Raw genomic sequence first — 15,900 nt, forward strand, 5'->3', positions numbered from 1 at the left:
TCCCGTGGTCGACGGCGAATCCCGCTCACAGGGTGAGGTCGGCCAGGGTGGACGGTCGAGAGTCCGTATGCGACAAGTGGGACACGATCCCGCCAACATCCCGCACCGGCCTGGAATATTCGGCCGATCAGCCGGTTACGGCCGCGCGCGTTCGGCCTTCGTGACGTGGAACGGGATGCCCTGCTGGCACGTGGTCATCGTGCCGGGCGCCGGCGTTCCCTCCACCACGACCTCCGCGCCCGCGACCACCACGTCGTGGTCGCCGCCGAGCAGGAGGTAGCCGTTCAACAGCAGGCAGCCCGCCTCGACCCCTGCCTCCACTGTGCCGTGCAAAGTCATCTGAGCCCGCGTTCCGGTCGTTGTGGGTACTGTCGTAGTCGTGGTCGTCACAACAGTGGCGTTCCGAGGAGGAGGGGGCTCCGTCCGGGCGCACGCGGCGAGCACGAGCACCGCACAACAGATGATCACCCACATGGGAGACCTCCTCTCCCCTGCATTGTCGTCCAGGGAGAAGGGCCATGACAGTGGAACACGAACCCGAGCGGCTCAAGGGCAACGCGCTGGTCGAGCGGGTCAAGCAGCTCATCCACGAGGGCAACGTCCGGCGCATCCTGATCAAGAACGACAAGGGTGACACCGTGATGGAGGTTCCGGTGACGGCCGGCGTGGTGGCCGCGATCGCCGCGCCCGTGGTGACGGCGATCGGCGCGATCGCCGCGCTTGCCGCCGAATGGACCATCGAGGTCCAGCACAAGGCCGAGTAGTCACCGCGGGAAGTCGCGGAACGCCTCCAGCAGCCGGTCCCGCGTCTCGCCGGACAGGGAGGACTCGGGCAGCTCCCCCAGTTCGGCGATGGTCAGCCGGAACTGGTCGAGGTACCGCTCGCAACCGGGGCACTCGGCGAGGTGATCGACGAAGGCACGTTCGGTCGCCTCGTCGAGCGCTCCGTCCAGGAACGCGGTGACGAGTTCGACGAACTCCGCACACGTCATCGGTAGTACTCCTCGATCCGCGCCCGTACGAAGGCGCGTCCGCGGTGCAGCAGCACGCGCTGGTTGGCGGTCGAGATCTCCAGCAACGCGCACACCTCCTCCGCCGAATGCCCTTCCACGTCCCGCAACGTCACGACGATCCGCTGCCGCGTGGGCAGCTCCCCGAGTGCCCGGCCGACGACCTGGCGAAACTCGCCGTCGAGGACCCACGGCTCGGGAAAGTCCCGCCAGTGCCCGGGATAGTCGTCACCGGGCCCGCGGAACCGCTCCGGGTCGACGGTCGGCCCGGCGTCGCTCCACGGGACGGTGCGCTGCTCACGTACACCCCGCTTCTTCGCGGTGTTGACCAGGATCCGGTACACCCACGTGCGCAGCGACGAGTTCCCCTGGAAACCCGCGACGCCGCGGATGACGGCGAGCCACGTGTCCTGCACGACGTCCTCGGCCGAGGCGTCGGTGGACACGAACGACCTGGCCAGCCGCAGCATCGACGCCGACCAGCTGTCCAGCAGCCGCGCGAACGTCGCCTCGTCACCGGACCGGAGTCCGGCGACGAGCACGTCGTCCGCGGGCAGCACCCACGGGAATCTACCGGTACTCGGGGTTGTCGAAGTCGTAGCGACATCCCGCGTCCCACCCCGCGCGCTGGTTTCCGTGCGCCGGTATCCCGCCCGCGTCCTTCAGCATCCTGGCCAGGTGCAGCAGGTTCCACGTCATGAACGTCGTGTTGCGGTTGGTGAAGTCGTTCTCCGGACCACCCGATCCGGGGTCCAGATAGGACGGCCCCGGCCCGGCCTCGCCGATCCAGCCCGCGTCGGCCTGCGGCGGGATCGTGTAGCCCAGGTGCTGCAGGCTGTAGAGGATGTTCTGCGCGCAGTGCTTCACCCCGTCCTCGTTGCCCGTGATGAGGCATCCGCCCACCCTGCCGTAGTAGGCGTACTGGCCGGCGTCGTTGAGCAGGTGCGAGCACGCGTAGAGCCGCTCGATGACCTGCTTGGTGACGGAACTGTTGTCCCCGAGCCAGATCGGGCCCGCGATCACGAGGATCTCGGCGGCCAGCACCTTCTCGTAGATCTCCGGCCACGCGTCGGTCGCCCAGCCGTGTTCGCGCATGTCCGGCCACACGCCGACGGCGATGTCGTGGTCGATCGCGCGCAGCACCTCGACCTGGACGCCCTGCTTCTCCATGATCGCTCTACTGAGGTCGACCAGACCCTCGGTGTGACTGCGCTCGGGCGAGCGCTTCAGCGTGCAGTTGATGAACAACGCCTTGAGGTCGCTGTAGTCGGTCACGAGAAACGCTCCTTCACAAGAGTTCGGCGTCCTGTTCGACGCACAACAAAGCGGGTCCTTCGGTGGCGAAGAGCTCGGTCATCGCCTCGTCGAGCTGGTCGCGCCGGTCGACGTGGATGCCGGTCGCGCCGCAGATCCGGGCGTAGGCCGCCCAGTCGGGGTTGTGCAGTGACGTGTGCCAGACCGGGTAGTCCTCGGCCAGCTGCTCCTTGCTGATCTTGCCGAGGCTGTTGTTGTTCAACAGCACGTGCTTGATTCCGATCCCGTACTTCACCGCCGTGGTCAGCTCGGCGGCGTACTGGCCGAACCCGCCGTCTCCCGTCACGGCGACGATCGGGCGGCCGGGCGCGGCGGCCCACGCGCCGATCGCGGCCGGGTAGCCGAAGCCGATCGACCCGAGGTAGCCGGACATGAGCACCGGCTGGCCCTTGGACTCCAGGTAGCGGCCGAGCGAGTACGCGTGGTTGCCGACGTCCACGGTCACGACCGCGTCCGCGCTCAGGTGCTGTGACAGCGCGGCGAACACCGCCGCCGCGGGCACGCCACGTCCGCGGTCGTCGGCGGCGCGCCGGGCCTTCTCGTGCCGCCAGATGTCCCACCGGGCGGCCACGTCGGGCCGCTGGTCGGTCGACTTCACCTCGTCCAGCACGTCCAGCAGGGCGGTCAGGGTCAGCGCCGCGTCGCCCAGCACGTCCGCGGTGACCGCGTCGAAGCGGCCGATCGCGGTGTGGTCGTCGTCGATCTGCACGATCGGCTTGTACGGCGCGATGCCCGTGTGGTTGGCGAACGAGGCGCCGACCACGACGAGCAGGTCGGACTCGTTCATCAGCCAGCTCGCCACCGGCGTGCCGCTGCGGCCGAGCACACCGCCGGCCAGCGGGTGCGAGTCGGCGACGAGGCCCTTGGCCTTGAACGTGGTCAGCACGGGCGCGTTCAGCCGTTCCGCGAGCATCCGCACCTCCGTGCGGGCCGCCCACGCCCCGTGCCCGGCGATGAACACCGGCCGGCGAGCGTCACGGATGAGCGCCGCGGCCCTGGACAACGCCGCGTCGTCCGGCCGCGTCCGGCGGTCCGACAGCCGGCCGTCCGGCGTGGCGGCACGGGCGTCGGACGGCAGCACCTGCACCTCGTCCGGCAGCACCAGGTGCGCGACACCGCGTCCGTCGATCGCGCGCTTCACCGCCAGTGCGGCCAGCTCCGCGTGATCGCTTCCACTGTGGACGGTCGTGGTGGACACCGAGACGTCCTTGAAGACCGCGGACAGGTCGACGTCCTGGAACGCGCCACGCCCGAGCACCTTGGACGGCACCTGCCCGGAGATCGCCACGACGGGCGCCTGGTCGAGCTTGGCGTCGTAGAGACCCGTGAGCAGGTTGGTCGACCCCGGTCCGGCGATCGCGAAGCACGCGGCGGGCCGGCCGGTGAGCTTGCCGTACGCGCTGGCGGCGAACGCGGCGGCACCCTCGTGCCGGATTCCGACGTAGGTCAGCTCGCCGCGGGCCTCCGCTCGTCGCAGCGCCTCGGCGAACCCGAGGTTCGAGTGGCCGACCATGCCGAACACGTGCGTCACGCCGTGCGCGACGAGCGTCTCGACCATGACGTCCGCGACGCTGCGCGGGCGCTTTTCCAACTCGGGCAGCTCGACGTACACACCGTCCGGGCGTTCCTCGACCGGGTACGACGTCACCCCGTCGGAGAAGCCCTCGGGCGGCTTGCCGGTCAACGGGTGGTAGTCGTACCCGTGCCAGGGACAGCGCAGCCAGCCCTTCTCGATCGCGCCCTCCCCGAGCGGGCCACCCTGGTGCGGGCACCGGTTCTCCAACGCCCCCAGCCCGGCGCCGCACCGCGACAACGCGACGGTGCGTCCGTCAACGACGACACTGCGCACCCGCCCGTCCGCGGGTACGTCGGCGGGATCGACCCGATGCCACGACATGTAACGCCTCCTCGGTCGGCGGACACTGAACACTCAGTTCCGCGAGAACCGACGGGCGTTACACGAGGAGACGAGATGACTTTCGAGGCCACCCGCCGAGCACTGCACGGCGTCGCCGAACTGGTGCTCGCCGGACCCCAGTACGAGCGCAGCGGCACCATCCGGCTGCGCGTCACGCCGGGCGGCTTCGGCACCGTCGCCGAGCCGGACCTGCGCGTCGACGGCGACCAGCTGGTCACGGGCGGTCTGCGGCTGCCGTTGAAGGGCACGCCGGCCGAGCTCGCCGACGCCGCCGGGATCCGCGCCCGGCAGCTCACGGACGTCTACCACGACGGGTCGGGTTTCGCGCTCGACGAGACCCTGGAGATCGACGAGCAGTCGGCAAAGCGGATCGCCGACGCGTTCGCGCGCGGTGAGAAGGCGTTGCGCGAGTTCGCGCCGGACCAGACGCCGGTGCTGTGGCCGGAGCACTTCGACCTCGGCATCACCCTCGACGAGGTCAACTACGGCATCTCCCCCGGTGACGCCCACATCGCCGAGCCCTACGCATACGTCGGCCCGTGGACGCCGCGCACGGGCCCGTTCTGGAACGTGTCGTTCGGCGCCGCGCACCCGCTGTCGGAACTGGACTCGATCGCGGACTTCTTCCGCGAAGGCCGGTCGTCGTGAACGCCGTCGACGAGTGGCTGGACGCCAAGGCGCATCCGCTCGACGCCACGATGCGGCGGGCCCGCGAGGTGATCCTGGGCGCCGACAGCCGGGTCACCGAGTCCATCAAGTGGCAGACGCCCACGTTCGCGTTCAAGGGCAACATCGCGAGCTTCAACCCGTCGAAGAACCTCGTGAGCATCATGTTCCACCGCGGCGCCGAGATCCCCGGTGACCATCCGCGACTGGAGGGTGACGGAAAGCTGGTCCGCACCATGCGTTTCCACGACCTCGCCGAGCTCGAGGCCGGCGAGGCCGACCTGGTCGCGGTCGTCAAGGCCTGGTGCGACTGGAAGGCGTAACGCCCGCCGAGATCGCCTCGACGGACCTGAGTGGAGCGAAACCAACTCAGGGACGGTCCACCATGCCTCGACAACATCGTGTCATGACCATGTCGGCCGCGGGTTTACTCGTACTCGCGGTCAGCACACCCGCATCGGCGGTGGTCGCACCGCTCAGCCAGGCCAGCGGCGCCAGCGCGTTCGCCGTGAACTGCAACGGCGCTCCGCAAGGCGGCACCACCTTCCCGAACTCGGAGGTGGAGCCGTTCGTCGGCGTCAACCCCACCAACTCCCAGAACCTCATCGGCGTCTACCAGCAGGACCGCATCTCGACCGGCGGCGCCAACGGCCTCGGCACCAGCGTCTCCGCCAACGGTGGCGCCAGCTGGACGCAGCTCGGCGTCGGCGCCCTGCCGCGGTTCACCCGCTGTGCGGGCGCGGCGCCGGGCAGTGTCGGCGACTACGAGCGCGCCACCGACCCATGGATCACGTTCGGCGCGAACGGCCGCGCCTACCAGATGAGCCTGTCGTTCAACGACACCCGCGACCTCAAGAACGCGATGCTCGTGAGCAGGTCGAACGACGGCGGCCTCACCTGGGACACGCCCAAGGAACTGATCGTCGACACGGATCCGCACGTGTTCAACGACAAGAACTCGATGACCGCGGACCCGTTCAACGCGAGGAACGTCTACGGCGTCTGGGACCGGCTGGTCTTCCCGAACGCTCGCGCGGGCGGGCAGTCGTTCCTGACCGCGGCGGCGTTCACCGGCCCGACGTACTTCACCCGGACCACGAACGGCGGCGCGTCGTGGGAGCCGGCGCGCAACATCTTCGACCCCGGCCAGAACGACCAGACCATCGGCAACCAGATCGCGGTGACCGGTCAGGGAGCGCTGGTCAACATCATGACGGTGTTCCGCAACGACAACTCCGAGGGCCGCAAGGGCGGCACGGTGTCGGTGCTGCGGTCGACCGACAAGGGCGCGACCTGGAGCGGTGAGATCCCGGTCGGCCGCCTGGGCACGGTCGGCGTGCGGGATCCGCGCGACGGCGCGGACGTGCGCACCGGCGACATCATCCCGTCGATCGCCACCGACCCGCGGCCCGGCCACAACGAGGTCTACGCCGTCTGGCAGGACGCCCGGTGGAACGGCTTCCAGCGCGACCAGATCGCGTTCTCGAAGTCGGCCGACGGCGGCCTGACGTGGTCGCCGGCGGTGCGGATCAACGCGGTCGGCACGACGCAGGCATTCACCGCGGCCATCGCGGTAGACGCCGCCGGCAACATCGCGGTCACGCACTACGACTTCCGCAACGACACGACCGCCAGCACGTCGCTCGACACCGACGTGTGGGTGCTCCGGTCGAGCAACGGAGGCGCCTCGTGGAGCGAGGAGCGCGTGACCCCGTCGTCGTTCGACATGCGCCAGGCACCGTTCGCCCGCGGCTTCTTCGTCGGTGACTACGAGGGTCTGGCCGCGACGGGTGAGACGTTCAAGCCGTTCTTCACGATGTCCAACCCTGCGACCGACACGTTCGGCACGACCGTCTCGGCACCGTTCCCGCCGCAGACGATCACGCCCGAAGCGTCGCCGCCGGGGCTGCCGAACTCGGCCTTCCCAGTGCAGCGCGGGAGGCCCTCACCGGCCTGACGTTTTCTCCGGTACGAGGCGCAGCCGCGTCCAGGACTAGCCTGTCGGCCGTGGGACTGTTCACGGTGGACGAAGCACGCGACGAGCTGGCCCGGCTGCGCCCGGTACTGGACGAGTTCATCAGCCTGCGAGCCGACGCGGCCGAGCTGGCCGCGGCACTGCAAGGCGGCGAGACCCAGCTGGGTGGCCTGCCCGAGTGGAAAGCCGCCCAGGCACGACTGGACGAGCTGATGGAGACGATCCAGGCAACCGGCGCCGAACTGAAGGGCTGGGCTCCGCTCCTCGTAGACTTCCCCGCCGAACTCGACGGCGTCCCGGTCCTCCTGTGCTGGCTGGAGGGCGACCCGGAACTGACCTGGTACCACCGCACGGACCTGGGCTTCCCCGGACGCCGCCGGATCCCGGCATGAGCGCGGGCCGCATACTCGGAACCAACATCCGAGCGGTCCGCGAACAGCGCGGCCTGTCACTGTCCGAACTGGCCCGTCGCTCGAAGATCGCCAAAGGCACCCTCTCCCAGCTGGAGAACGGAACCGGCAACCCGACGATCGAAACCGTGTTCAGTTTGTCGAACGCCCTGGACGTGCCGGTCTCCGAACTCCTGACCGAACGAACGCCGCCGGACGTAGTGCTGATCCGCGCGCAGGACGTCGACGTGCTGTCCAGCAACGCCGTGGACCTGCGGCTGATGCGCAGGATGGACATCGGCACCACCGTCCTGGAGATGTACGAACAGCGCGTGCGCCCAGGCGCCACCCAGCACTCCGAAGGCCATCCAGGCAAGGAACATGTGCTGGTCACGTCCGGTCGGCTCAAGGTCGGCCCGCCGGACGCACCGTACGAACTCGGCCCCGGCGACTACGTCTGCTTCCCCGGTGACACCCCGCACATCTACGAGACCGTTGACGGTCCCGTCACCTCGGTGCTGGTGTTGGAGTACCCGAGGCACTAAGGTCGCCTGCGTTCACTTTAATGAACGGCGGTGAGGCGAGATGCACCCGGACGTCGTGGTCGTGGGAGCGGGCATCATCGGTGCCGCGTGCGCCGAGGCGCTCACCGCGCGCGGCCTCCGCGTCACCGTGCTCGACCGCGGGCCGGTCGCGTCCGGCACGAGCGCCGCCGGCGAGGGCAACGTGCTGGTGTCGGACAAGGAACCCGGACCCGAGCTCGACCTCGCGGTCGCCTCTCGCGAACGCTGGTCCGTCCTCGTGCACGAACTGCGCGAGGAGACCGGGCGAGACGTCGAATGGGAGGAGAAGGGCGGCCTGGTCGTCGCGACCACCCCGCGAGCTCGAGAACCGCTAGAAGAATTCGCCGACCGACAACGCCGAGCCGGCGTCGACGCCTGCGAGATAACGCCCGAAGAGGCGCGCGAACTCGAACCGCATCTCAACCCCGAGCTCACCGCCGCGGTGCACTACCTCGACGACGCACAGCTGAACCCGGTCAAGGCGACGCTCGCCCTGCTCGAAGCCGCGAAACGCCGTGGCGGCACGGTACTGCCGCACACCGAAGTGTCCACAACAGACGGTCGAACCACCGTCACAAGCAACGGCACGATCCAATCAACAGCGGTGATCAACGCGTGCGGCCCTTGGGCAGACCGGTTCGGCGTGAACGTCCGACCACGGCGAGGCGTCGTGCTGGTGACCGTGCCGATGCCGGACATGGTGCGACACAAGGTGTACGACGCGGACTACGTCGGCGCGGCAGCGAGTGACGACGCCGGCCTGCAGACCTCCGGCGTCGTCGAGTCCACCCAGGCGGGCACGATCCTCATCGGCTCCACCAGGCAACGGGTCGGCTTCGACGAACGGATCGAGCCGGCAACGCTGAAAGTGTTGGCACAGCAGGCGATCGCGTTGTTCCCCATGCTCAGTGCTGTGCCGGTGATGCGCGCATACTGCGGCTTCCGCCCGTACACACCGGACCACCTGCCGATCATCGGGCCCGATCCGCGCACCCCAGGTCTGTGGCACGCCACCGGCCACGAAGGCGCGGGCATCGGGCTGGCGGCGGCGACCGGGCGGCTGATCGCGGAGCTGATCACCGGCGAGAACCCGCACGTGGACCCGCACCCGTTCCGCGTGGACCGACCGGCGGTGCCGGCATGAAGGTCACCGTGGACGGCGAAGAGATCACGACGACACCCCGGACGATCAGCGCGCTCTTGCTCGAACGACAGCAGCACCACGGCCTGTTCTGCGGCATCGGGGTGTGCTTCGGTTGCCTGGTGGAGGTCAACGGCACACCGGAAGTCCGTGCGTGCCAACGCGCTCTCGCCGAGGGCGACGACGTGCGGACGCACCGATGAGGGTCGTCGTAGTGGGCGCGGGACCGGCGGGCATGGCGGCCGCACGGACCGCCGCGGACGCCGGCGCAGAGGTGGTCCTGGTCGACGCGGAACCCGCGGCCGGTGGGCAGTATCTGCGCGGCGCGGTCACGTTCACACATCCCGGCGTCACCCTGGAAACGAACGCCGAAGCCTGGACCGTCCATGGCAACACGCTGTTCCTCAAGGGATCCCGAACCATCACCTTCGTCGCGCTGGTGCTCGCGACCGGCGCGCACGACCGCGTCCTGCCGTTCCCCGGCTGGACCGAACCGGGTGTCGTCACGGCCGGCGCGGCGCAGGCGTTGGCGAAACAGGGCGTCGCGATCGGCAAACGGGTGATCGTCGCCGGCACCGGCCCGTTCCTCCTGCCGGTCGCGGACACGCTCATGAAACTGGGCGTGGACGTCATCGGTGTGTACGAGGCGGGCAGCCCGCTCAGCTGGCTGCGCGAACCCCGAGCGCTCCTGGCCGGATGGCGCAAGATCGCCGAACTGTTCCGCTACCGCAAGGTGTTCCCGCGCTACCGCATCCGCACCGCGGTGGTAGCGAAGGACAAGAACGAGGTCACGGTCGCGCGCCTCGACCGGCACTGGCGGCCGCGCGTCACCCGCAAGATCACCGTCGACGCGGTGTGCGTCGGCTTCGGGTTCCTGCCGCGCCACGACCTCGCTGCGCACTGCGACCTCGACAACGGCTTCGTCAAGGTGAACGAACGCCAGGCAACGTCGACAGAGAACATCTACGCGGCCGGGGAGATCACCGGCATCGGCGGCGCGGACCTGGCCGAGGCCGAGGGCATCGTCGCCGGGGCAGCCGCGGCGGGCCGCGAGCCGACGGAACAGGAACTCCGCCGCGTGCGCCGGGGACGAACGTTCGCCGCGGGCCTCGCCCGAGCACACGCGCCCCGCGACGGCTGGCGGACCTGGCTAGCCCCGGACACGACGATCTGCCGCTGCGAGCGCGTGCCGCTCGAAGCCCTGACGCAGGCCGACGGCATGCGGGCGTTGAAACTCAGCAGCCGCGTCGCCATGGGCCGCTGCCAGGGCCGGATGTGCGGCCACCTCGTGCAGGAGCTGACCGGCATTCCGTTCACCACCAAGCGAATCATCGCCACGCCCATCCCCCTGGGCGAACTCGCCGCACTGGAGGAGCCATGGAACGACTCGACGGCGTGATCGTCGCGACCGCGCTGCCCTACGCGGAGGATCCGCGGGCACCGGCCGGGCTGCGGCCCGACCTCGACCGGTACGCCGAGCACTGCCGGTGGCTCATCGAGAACGGGTGCCGCGGTGTCGGGCCGAACGGCTCGCTCGGCGAGTACTCCTCCCTCACCGACGCCGAACGCCGGGCGGTGGCGAAGATCGCGATCGAAGCGACCGAAGGCGTAGTCGTCGTGGGCGTGCACGGCGCGGGTGCGCACCAGGCGCGGCACTGGGCCGAACTCGCTGCGGAGGACGGCGCCGACGGCGTCCTTTGCTTGCCGCCGACGATGTATCGCGCAAGTAAAACTGAGATCGTGCACCACTTCCAGGAGGTGGCGAAGGCCGGACTGCCGATCATGGTCTACAACAACCCGATCGACACCAAGGTCGACCTCACCCCGGACCTGGTAGCGGAGCTCGCGGACATCGAACAGGTCGTCGCGGTCAAGGAGTTCTCCGGCGACGTACGGCGCGTGCTCGCGATCCGCGAGGCGGCACCTCGCCTCACCGTCGTCGCCGGCGCGGACGACGTCGTGCTGGAGAGCCTGCTGATGGGCGCGACCGGCTGGTTCGCCGGGTTCCCGAACGTCTTCCCTGCCGAGTGCGCACGGCTGTTCTCGTTGGCGTTCAAGGGGGACGTCGCCGAAGCGCGGAAGCTCTACGAACCGATGGTCGCGGCGTTCCGCTGGGACTCGCGCACCGAGTTCGTCCAGGCGATCAAGCACGGCATGGACTTCGTCGGCCGCTACGGCGGCCCGTGCCGACCGCCGCGCGGCCCGTTGTCCGCCGAACACCGAGCCCTGCTCGACGCCGATCTCCGCAAGGCCACGGAGGTGTGAAGTGCACGCGTCGCGTTACTTCAGCGCCGTCGACTCGCACACCGAGGGCATGCCGACGCGCGTGATCACGGGTGGCGTCGGCGTGATCCCGGGCGCGACCATGGCCGATCGGAGGCGACATTTCGTCGAGCACCTCGACCACATCCGGCAGCTCCTGATCAACGAACCGCGCGGCCACTCCGCGATGAGCGGCGCGATCCTGCAGCCGCCTGCCCGCGACGACGCCGACTGGGGTGTGCTGTTCATCGAGGTGTCCGGCTGCCTGCCGATGTGCGGGCACGGCACGATCGGCGTGGCGACCGTGCTGGTGGAAACCGGAATGGTCGAGACGACGGAACCCGTCACCACGGTCCGGCTGGACACCCCCGCCGGGCTGGTACGAGTTGACTACGACACGCGCACCCGGCAGGTGACCCTGCAGAACGTGCCCGCCTACGCGCACGAGCTCGACGCCGTCGTCGACGTACCAGGCATCGGCGAGGTTCGCTACGACATGGCCTACGGCGGCAACTTCTACGCCATCCTGGCGCTGGAGCAGCTCGGCATTCCGTTCGACCGCAAGGAAAAAGACCGGATCCTGAGCGCCGGACTGTCAATCATGGACGCGATCAACGCGGCGAACCGGCCCGTGCACGTCGCCGATCCCACGATCTCCGGTTGCAAGCACGTGCAGTTCACCGCACCCGGAACCGGCGGCGCCGACTCGCGCAACGCGATGGCGATCCATCCCGGCTGGTTCGACCGATCCCCTTGCGGCACCGGCACATGCGCCCGCATGGCACAACTGCATGCACGCGGTGAGCTGGGCCTGAACCAGGACTTCGTGAACGAGTCGTTCATCGGCACGCGGTTCACCGGCCGGTTGGTCGAGGAGACGAGGCTCGGTGACAAAATTGCCGTTGTGCCGACGGTGTCCGGGCGGGCGTGGATCACCGGCATGGCCCAGTACCTGCTCGACCCGACCGACCCGTTCCCGCGCGGCTTCGAGCTATGACCGGTCCGGCCGCCGGATCGCGGCGACCGGACCTTGTCCAGAAATCCAACACAGCGAGCTAGAAGTCGAACACCGCTCCGGTGTGGGCGGCCAGCACGCACGAGTTGGGGAACGTGCGGGTCTGCGAAACCCATTCACCGCGCCAGAACCCGACCATCCGCGCCTCGACGGGGGCGTAGATCATCGGGCACGGCCGGTCCTTGCCGGACAGCGCGGCGAGGTCGCCACTCACGGCGGCGAGCTGCGCGCACGCGGCGGCAGACCGGGGGTGCTCGTCACGGCCGCTGCAGTCGAGCCACGTCACCTTCACGCGGTAGTCGTCCACTTCGGAGGCGTGCGTGCTCAGCACGAGCCCCGTAGGACCGGCCGGCGCGGCCTGCGCCGCCCCGGCGACCGCGAAGAAGGAAAAGAAGAATGCAGCAATCGCGACAATCCGCGAATTCATCGGAAAGGTCCTCCTGAGACCTGGACAACAATGCGGCCGGATCAGCCGCCGAGGAAATGTTGCCACAGCGGAAGCCCTGCTCCGACGTGCAAGGCGTCACAGTGCGAACGCGAACGAATACGCCGACAGTGTGAATGCACATGGCCGGTACTGCGGTATTCCCGCGCATTTCGCATTCACCGTGGCCGTGCGCGTCAATAAGTCAGCCGCGGGCGTACCTATCCGTTCGGCGGGTTGACCGAACCCACTGGTGCCGCAAGGGTTCTGGCACACCCTGCACCAGGAGGTTCCGTGACGAAGAAGCTCCTCTCCCTGCTCGGCGCGGTTCTGCTCGTCGCACTTGTACCGGGAACGGCGTGGGCCGACCCACCGCAGGCGTTACCGGAGAACCACACCGCCGCCGAAGGCAAGTGGCAGCCCGCGTTCGACTACGACACCGATGGCTGCTACCCGACCCCCGCGATCGGCCCCACCGGCACCGTCGCACCCGGACTGAAGAACTCGGGCGCACTCAACGGCAACTGCCGCGACCGGTCCGATCTGGACAACACCAACTCGTACTCGCGCTCCAAGTGCGACAACGGCTGGTGCGCCTACCTGTACGACCTGTACTTCGAGAAGGACCAGGCGGTGCCGGGCCTCGACTGCTGCGGGCACCGGCACGACATCGAGCACGTCATCGTCTGGGTCAGCAACGACCAGGCGCAGTACGTGTCCACGTCCGCGCACGGCAACTTCTCGACATACCCACGTGACCGGGTCGCATGGGAGGGCTCCCACCCGAAGATCGTCTACCACAAGGACGGGTGGAGCACGCACTGCTTCCGGCTCGCCGGGATGACGGAGACGCCGGAGAACCACTACGGCACGTGGCAGTACCCGGACCTGGTCGGCTGGGACCACTTCCCGGCCGGGATCCGCGACATCCTGGTGCGGGCGGACTTCGGCAGCGCGAGTCTGGCGATCAAGGACGGCTCGTTCGAGTACAACCTCGGCAAGGCCAAGCCGGCGGGCATCCCCTTCAACCCCAACGCCTGACGCTATGGGGGGAGCTTTCCAAGCGCTCAGCGCTTGGAAAGCTCCCCCCATGGCAATCAGCGCTCGCCGAGCTGCCACTCCGGACGGACGTAGTGGCAGGTGTAGCCGTTGGGGTAGCGCTCCAGGTAGTCCTGGTGCTCCGGCTCCGCCTCCCAGAAGTCGCTCGCCGCGGTCACCTCGGTGACGACCTTGCCCGGCCACTTGCCGGACGCGTCGACGTCCGCGATGGTCGCCTCGGCGACCTGCTTCTGCTCGTCGGTGTCGTAGAAGATCGCCGACCGGTAGCTGGCGCCGATGTCGTTGCCCTGCCGGTTGCGCGTCGTCGGGTCGTGGATCTGGAAGAAGAACTCCAGGACCTGCCGGTAGGTCAATTTCTCCTCGTCGAAGACGATCTCGATCGCCTCGGCGTGGCTGCCGTGGTTCCGGTAGGTCGCGTTCGGGACGTCGCCGCCGGTGTAGCCCACGCGGGTGGAGACGACGCCGGGGTGGCGGCGGAAGAGGTCTTGCATGCCCCAGAAGCAGCCACCGGCAAGAACAGCCCGCTCGGTCACAGTCACTCCTCTGATCGATGTCCACTCAGCCCAACGTCCGGGGCACCCCGGTTCATCCCCGATCCAGCCGCGCGGCCCTGAGACGCAGGTAACGCTGCCGCGGCACGCTGGCCGTCCGCCTCGCCGCCTCCACGTACGAGGCGCGCGCCGCGACCGGGTCGCCCGCCAGCTCCAGCAGGTGGGCGCGCACCGCGTGCAGCCGGTGGTCGTCCGCGAGCCGGTCGTCCAGCAGGCCGAGACCGGCCTCGGGACCGTCGACCATAGCGACCGCCACGGCGTGGTTGAGCGACACCACGGGGTTGTCGTCGAGCCGAAGCAGCACCTCGTACAACGCCCTGATCTGCGGCCAGTCCGTGTCCTCCGCCGACGGCGCCTCGTCGTGGAGCGCGGCGATGGCCGCCTGCACCTGGTACGGGCCGGGCTCGCGCCGCGGCAGTGCCTCCTCGACCAGCGCGATCCCCTCGGCGATCAGGTCCTTGGACCACAGCTCGCGGTCCTGCTCGGCCATCGGGACCAGTTCACCCGCGGGTCCCGTCCGCGCCGGCCGGCGGGCATCGGTGAGCAGCATCAACGCGAGCAGCCCGGTCACCTCGGCGTCCTCGGGCATCAGGTGGTGCACGATGCGCGTCAGCCGGATCGCCTCGGCGGACAGCTCGACGCGCTGCAACCGCGGCCCGGCCGTGGCAGCGTAGCCCTCGTTGAAGATCAGGTACAGCACGTGCAGCACCGCGCCGAGCCGGTCGTCGCGCGGCATGGCGAACGGCAGGCCCTTCATGCGCTGCTTGGCGCGGCTGATGCGCCGGGCCATGGTCGCCTCGGGCACGAGGAACGCGCGGGCGATCTCCTGCGTCGTCAGACCGCCGACCGCGCGCAACGTCAAAGCGATCTGCGACGCCGGCGACAACGCCGGGTGGCAGCACAGGAACAGCAGGATCAACGTGTCGTCCGCGTCGGGCCCCGGCTCGGGCACGGGCCAGCGCGCGACGTGGTCCTCGCGCTCGCGGCGCGCCTGCTCGTTGCGCAGCAGATCGGTCAACCGGCGCGCGGCGACCGTGACCAGCCACGCCTTGGGGTTGTCCGGCAGCGGTGGCCACTTCGTCGCGGCGGCGAGCAACGCCTCCTGCACGGCGTCCTCGGCGAGGTCGAAGTGGCCGTACCGCCGCACGACCGCGCCGAGGACCTGCGGCGCGAGCGTGCGCAGCAGGTCCTCGACCCCCCTGTCAGGCATCCAGCTCCTCGGCGCCGCCGATCGGCCGGATGTCGACGTACCACTCGCGCCCCAGCTGCGCGCCCTCCGGATGCGGCGTGTCCGCGAGCTTCGCGGCGATCTCCGTGGCCCGGTCGAAGCTCGCGCAGTCGACGATCGTGTACCCGGCGAGCACCTCGGCGGTCTCGGGGTACGGCCCGTCCGTCACGACGGGCACGCCCTCGCGCACCTGGACGCGCCGCGCGTGCACCGGGGCGCCGAGGCCCTGGGCGTCGACGAACTCACCGGACTCGACGAGCTCGTTGTTCCACTCCCCCATGAACTTGTGCAGGGCCATCAGGTCGTCGGGCGTCCAGCTCGCGAGCATGTCGTAGTCCTGCTGGGACCCGAACATCATGATCATGTACTTCACGATCTCTCCCAT

The 15,900-nt window shown here is 69.3% G+C and carries 21 protein-coding genes; 12 read left to right on the forward strand and 9 right to left on the reverse strand.

Going from position 1 to position 15,900, the window contains the following annotated elements; all coding sequences use genetic code 11:
• Window positions 1-135: 135 nt before the first annotated feature.
• Complete coding sequence (locus QSK35_RS36195) at window positions 136-339, reverse strand: hypothetical protein (protein ID WP_285752215.1); 204 nt, start codon at window positions 337-339, stop codon at window positions 136-138.
• Window positions 340-518: 179 nt separating this feature from the next.
• On the opposite strand from QSK35_RS36195, the gene QSK35_RS36200 reads away from it, so the two are divergent.
• Window positions 519-764 carry a DUF4342 domain-containing protein gene (locus QSK35_RS36200; protein WP_285752216.1) on the forward strand — a complete coding sequence of 82 codons (246 nt, stop codon included), beginning with the start codon at window positions 519-521 and terminating at the stop codon, window positions 762-764.
• On the opposite strand, the gene QSK35_RS36205 is transcribed toward QSK35_RS36200, so the two are convergent.
• From QSK35_RS36205 to QSK35_RS36220, 4 genes are read right to left on the reverse strand one after another with little or no spacing between them, the layout of a single operon-like run.
• Window positions 765-992 carry an anti-sigma factor family protein gene (locus QSK35_RS36205; RefSeq protein WP_285752217.1) on the reverse strand — a complete coding sequence of 76 codons (228 nt, stop codon included), beginning with the start codon at window positions 990-992 and terminating at the stop codon, window positions 765-767.
• On the reverse strand, window positions 989-1,570 hold the full coding sequence (locus tag QSK35_RS36210) for an RNA polymerase sigma factor (protein WP_285752218.1): 582 nt from the start codon (window positions 1,568-1,570) through the stop codon (window positions 989-991). Before QSK35_RS36210 ends, QSK35_RS36205 begins: the two co-directional genes overlap by 4 nt.
• Window positions 1,571-1,580: 10 nt before the next feature.
• Window positions 1,581-2,285: a flavodoxin family protein gene (locus tag QSK35_RS36215; RefSeq protein ID WP_285752219.1), complete on the reverse strand. Its 705-nt coding sequence runs from the start codon at window positions 2,283-2,285 to the stop codon at window positions 1,581-1,583.
• Window positions 2,286-2,298: 13 nt separating this feature from the next.
• A complete protein-coding gene (locus tag QSK35_RS36220; protein WP_285752220.1) occupies window positions 2,299-4,221 on the reverse strand; it encodes a thiamine pyrophosphate-binding protein in 1,923 nt (640 codons plus the stop codon).
• Window positions 4,222-4,296: 75 nt separating this feature from the next.
• Here QSK35_RS36220 and QSK35_RS36225 point away from each other — a divergent pair, with 75 nt between their 5' ends.
• From QSK35_RS36225 to QSK35_RS36270, 10 genes are all read left to right on the forward strand, one after another.
• Window positions 4,297-4,890, forward strand: coding sequence for a hypothetical protein (locus QSK35_RS36225; protein ID WP_285752221.1), 594 nt, complete (start codon window positions 4,297-4,299; stop codon window positions 4,888-4,890).
• Entirely contained in the window at window positions 4,887-5,231 is a 345-nt protein-coding gene (locus QSK35_RS36230) for a DUF1801 domain-containing protein (RefSeq protein WP_285752222.1), read from the forward strand. Before QSK35_RS36225 ends, QSK35_RS36230 begins: the two co-directional genes overlap by 4 nt.
• Window positions 5,232-5,314: 83 nt before the next feature.
• Window positions 5,315-6,865 (forward strand): sialidase family protein, encoded by a 1,551-nt coding sequence (locus QSK35_RS36235; protein WP_285752223.1) that lies wholly within the window; start codon window positions 5,315-5,317, stop codon window positions 6,863-6,865.
• Window positions 6,866-6,915: 50 nt separating this feature from the next.
• Window positions 6,916-7,275, forward strand: a complete 360-nt coding sequence (locus QSK35_RS36240; RefSeq protein ID WP_285752224.1) for a DUF2203 domain-containing protein — start codon at window positions 6,916-6,918, stop codon at window positions 7,273-7,275.
• Window positions 7,272-7,817, forward strand: a complete 546-nt coding sequence (locus QSK35_RS36245; protein WP_285752225.1) for a helix-turn-helix domain-containing protein — start codon at window positions 7,272-7,274, stop codon at window positions 7,815-7,817. Before QSK35_RS36240 ends, QSK35_RS36245 begins: the two co-directional genes overlap by 4 nt.
• A gap of 40 nt (window positions 7,818-7,857) precedes the next feature.
• Window positions 7,858-8,979, forward strand: coding sequence for an NAD(P)/FAD-dependent oxidoreductase (locus tag QSK35_RS36250; RefSeq protein ID WP_285752226.1), 1,122 nt, complete (start codon window positions 7,858-7,860; stop codon window positions 8,977-8,979).
• A complete protein-coding gene (locus QSK35_RS36255) occupies window positions 8,976-9,179 on the forward strand; it encodes a 2Fe-2S iron-sulfur cluster-binding protein (RefSeq protein WP_285752227.1) in 204 nt (67 codons plus the stop codon). Before QSK35_RS36250 ends, QSK35_RS36255 begins: the two co-directional genes overlap by 4 nt.
• The gene (locus tag QSK35_RS36260) at window positions 9,176-10,375 is read left to right on the forward strand and encodes an FAD-dependent oxidoreductase (RefSeq protein WP_285752228.1); all 1,200 of its coding nucleotides are present in this window, start codon (window positions 9,176-9,178) and stop codon (window positions 10,373-10,375) included. The genes QSK35_RS36255 and QSK35_RS36260 overlap by 4 nt, the downstream gene beginning before the upstream one ends.
• Window positions 10,354-11,241 (forward strand): dihydrodipicolinate synthase family protein, encoded by an 888-nt coding sequence (locus QSK35_RS36265; RefSeq protein WP_285752229.1) that lies wholly within the window; start codon window positions 10,354-10,356, stop codon window positions 11,239-11,241. The genes QSK35_RS36260 and QSK35_RS36265 overlap by 22 nt, the downstream gene beginning before the upstream one ends.
• Window position 11,242: 1 nt before the next feature.
• On the forward strand, window positions 11,243-12,235 hold the full coding sequence (locus tag QSK35_RS36270) for a proline racemase family protein (protein ID WP_285752230.1): 993 nt from the start codon (window positions 11,243-11,245) through the stop codon (window positions 12,233-12,235).
• 58 nt (window positions 12,236-12,293) lie between these two features.
• On the opposite strand, the gene QSK35_RS36275 is transcribed toward QSK35_RS36270, so the two are convergent.
• Window positions 12,294-12,680 (reverse strand): SSI family serine proteinase inhibitor, encoded by a 387-nt coding sequence (locus QSK35_RS36275; protein WP_285752231.1) that lies wholly within the window; start codon window positions 12,678-12,680, stop codon window positions 12,294-12,296.
• A gap of 291 nt (window positions 12,681-12,971) precedes the next feature.
• On the opposite strand from QSK35_RS36275, the gene QSK35_RS36280 reads away from it, so the two are divergent.
• A complete protein-coding gene (locus tag QSK35_RS36280; RefSeq protein ID WP_285752232.1) occupies window positions 12,972-13,718 on the forward strand; it encodes an NPP1 family protein in 747 nt (248 codons plus the stop codon).
• 56 nt (window positions 13,719-13,774) lie between these two features.
• On the opposite strand, the gene msrA is transcribed toward QSK35_RS36280, so the two are convergent.
• Genes msrA through QSK35_RS36295 form a run of 3 tightly spaced genes read right to left on the reverse strand, consistent with a single transcriptional unit; the run spans window position 13,775 to window position 15,879 of the window.
• Window positions 13,775-14,269, reverse strand: coding sequence for a peptide-methionine (S)-S-oxide reductase MsrA (gene msrA / locus QSK35_RS36285; RefSeq protein WP_285752233.1), 495 nt, complete (start codon window positions 14,267-14,269; stop codon window positions 13,775-13,777).
• A gap of 52 nt (window positions 14,270-14,321) precedes the next feature.
• On the reverse strand, window positions 14,322-15,497 hold the full coding sequence (locus tag QSK35_RS36290) for an RNA polymerase sigma factor (protein WP_285752234.1): 1,176 nt from the start codon (window positions 15,495-15,497) through the stop codon (window positions 14,322-14,324).
• Entirely contained in the window at window positions 15,490-15,879 is a 390-nt protein-coding gene (locus QSK35_RS36295) for a YciI family protein (protein ID WP_285752313.1), read from the reverse strand. The genes QSK35_RS36290 and QSK35_RS36295 overlap by 8 nt, the downstream gene beginning before the upstream one ends.
• Window positions 15,880-15,900: the final 21 nt, after the last annotated feature.

Origin of the sequence: Lentzea sp. NBRC 105346 (genome assembly GCF_030269605.1) — a bacterium.
Taxonomy (GTDB): Bacteria; Actinomycetota; Actinomycetes; order Mycobacteriales; family Pseudonocardiaceae; genus Lentzea.

What these genes read in the sequence shown, in the direction of transcription:
- QSK35_RS36290 (WP_285752234.1), bottom strand. Translation starts at nt 15,497, where the DNA reads ATGCCTGACAGGGGGGTCGAGGACCTGCTGCGCACGCTCGCGCCGCAG.
- QSK35_RS36225 (WP_285752221.1), top strand. Translation starts at nt 4,297, where the DNA reads ATGACTTTCGAGGCCACCCGCCGAGCACTGCACGGCGTCGCCGAACTG.
- QSK35_RS36235 (WP_285752223.1), top strand. Translation starts at nt 5,315, where the DNA reads ATGACCATGTCGGCCGCGGGTTTACTCGTACTCGCGGTCAGCACACCC.
- QSK35_RS36275 (WP_285752231.1), bottom strand. Translation starts at nt 12,680, where the DNA reads ATGAATTCGCGGATTGTCGCGATTGCTGCATTCTTCTTTTCCTTCTTC.
- QSK35_RS36205 (WP_285752217.1), bottom strand. Translation starts at nt 992, where the DNA reads ATGACGTGTGCGGAGTTCGTCGAACTCGTCACCGCGTTCCTGGACGGA.
- QSK35_RS36195 (WP_285752215.1), bottom strand. Translation starts at nt 339, where the DNA reads ATGACTTTGCACGGCACAGTGGAGGCAGGGGTCGAGGCGGGCTGCCTG.
- QSK35_RS36220 (WP_285752220.1), bottom strand. Translation starts at nt 4,221, where the DNA reads ATGTCGTGGCATCGGGTCGATCCCGCCGACGTACCCGCGGACGGGCGG.
- QSK35_RS36245 (WP_285752225.1), top strand. Translation starts at nt 7,272, where the DNA reads ATGAGCGCGGGCCGCATACTCGGAACCAACATCCGAGCGGTCCGCGAA.
- QSK35_RS36295 (WP_285752313.1), bottom strand. Translation starts at nt 15,879, where the DNA reads ATGATCATGATGTTCGGGTCCCAGCAGGACTACGACATGCTCGCGAGC.
- QSK35_RS36200 (WP_285752216.1), top strand. Translation starts at nt 519, where the DNA reads ATGACAGTGGAACACGAACCCGAGCGGCTCAAGGGCAACGCGCTGGTC.
- QSK35_RS36250 (WP_285752226.1), top strand. Translation starts at nt 7,858, where the DNA reads ATGCACCCGGACGTCGTGGTCGTGGGAGCGGGCATCATCGGTGCCGCG.
- QSK35_RS36255 (WP_285752227.1), top strand. Translation starts at nt 8,976, where the DNA reads ATGAAGGTCACCGTGGACGGCGAAGAGATCACGACGACACCCCGGACG.
- QSK35_RS36265 (WP_285752229.1), top strand. Translation starts at nt 10,354, where the DNA reads ATGGAACGACTCGACGGCGTGATCGTCGCGACCGCGCTGCCCTACGCG.
- QSK35_RS36260 (WP_285752228.1), top strand. Translation starts at nt 9,176, where the DNA reads ATGAGGGTCGTCGTAGTGGGCGCGGGACCGGCGGGCATGGCGGCCGCA.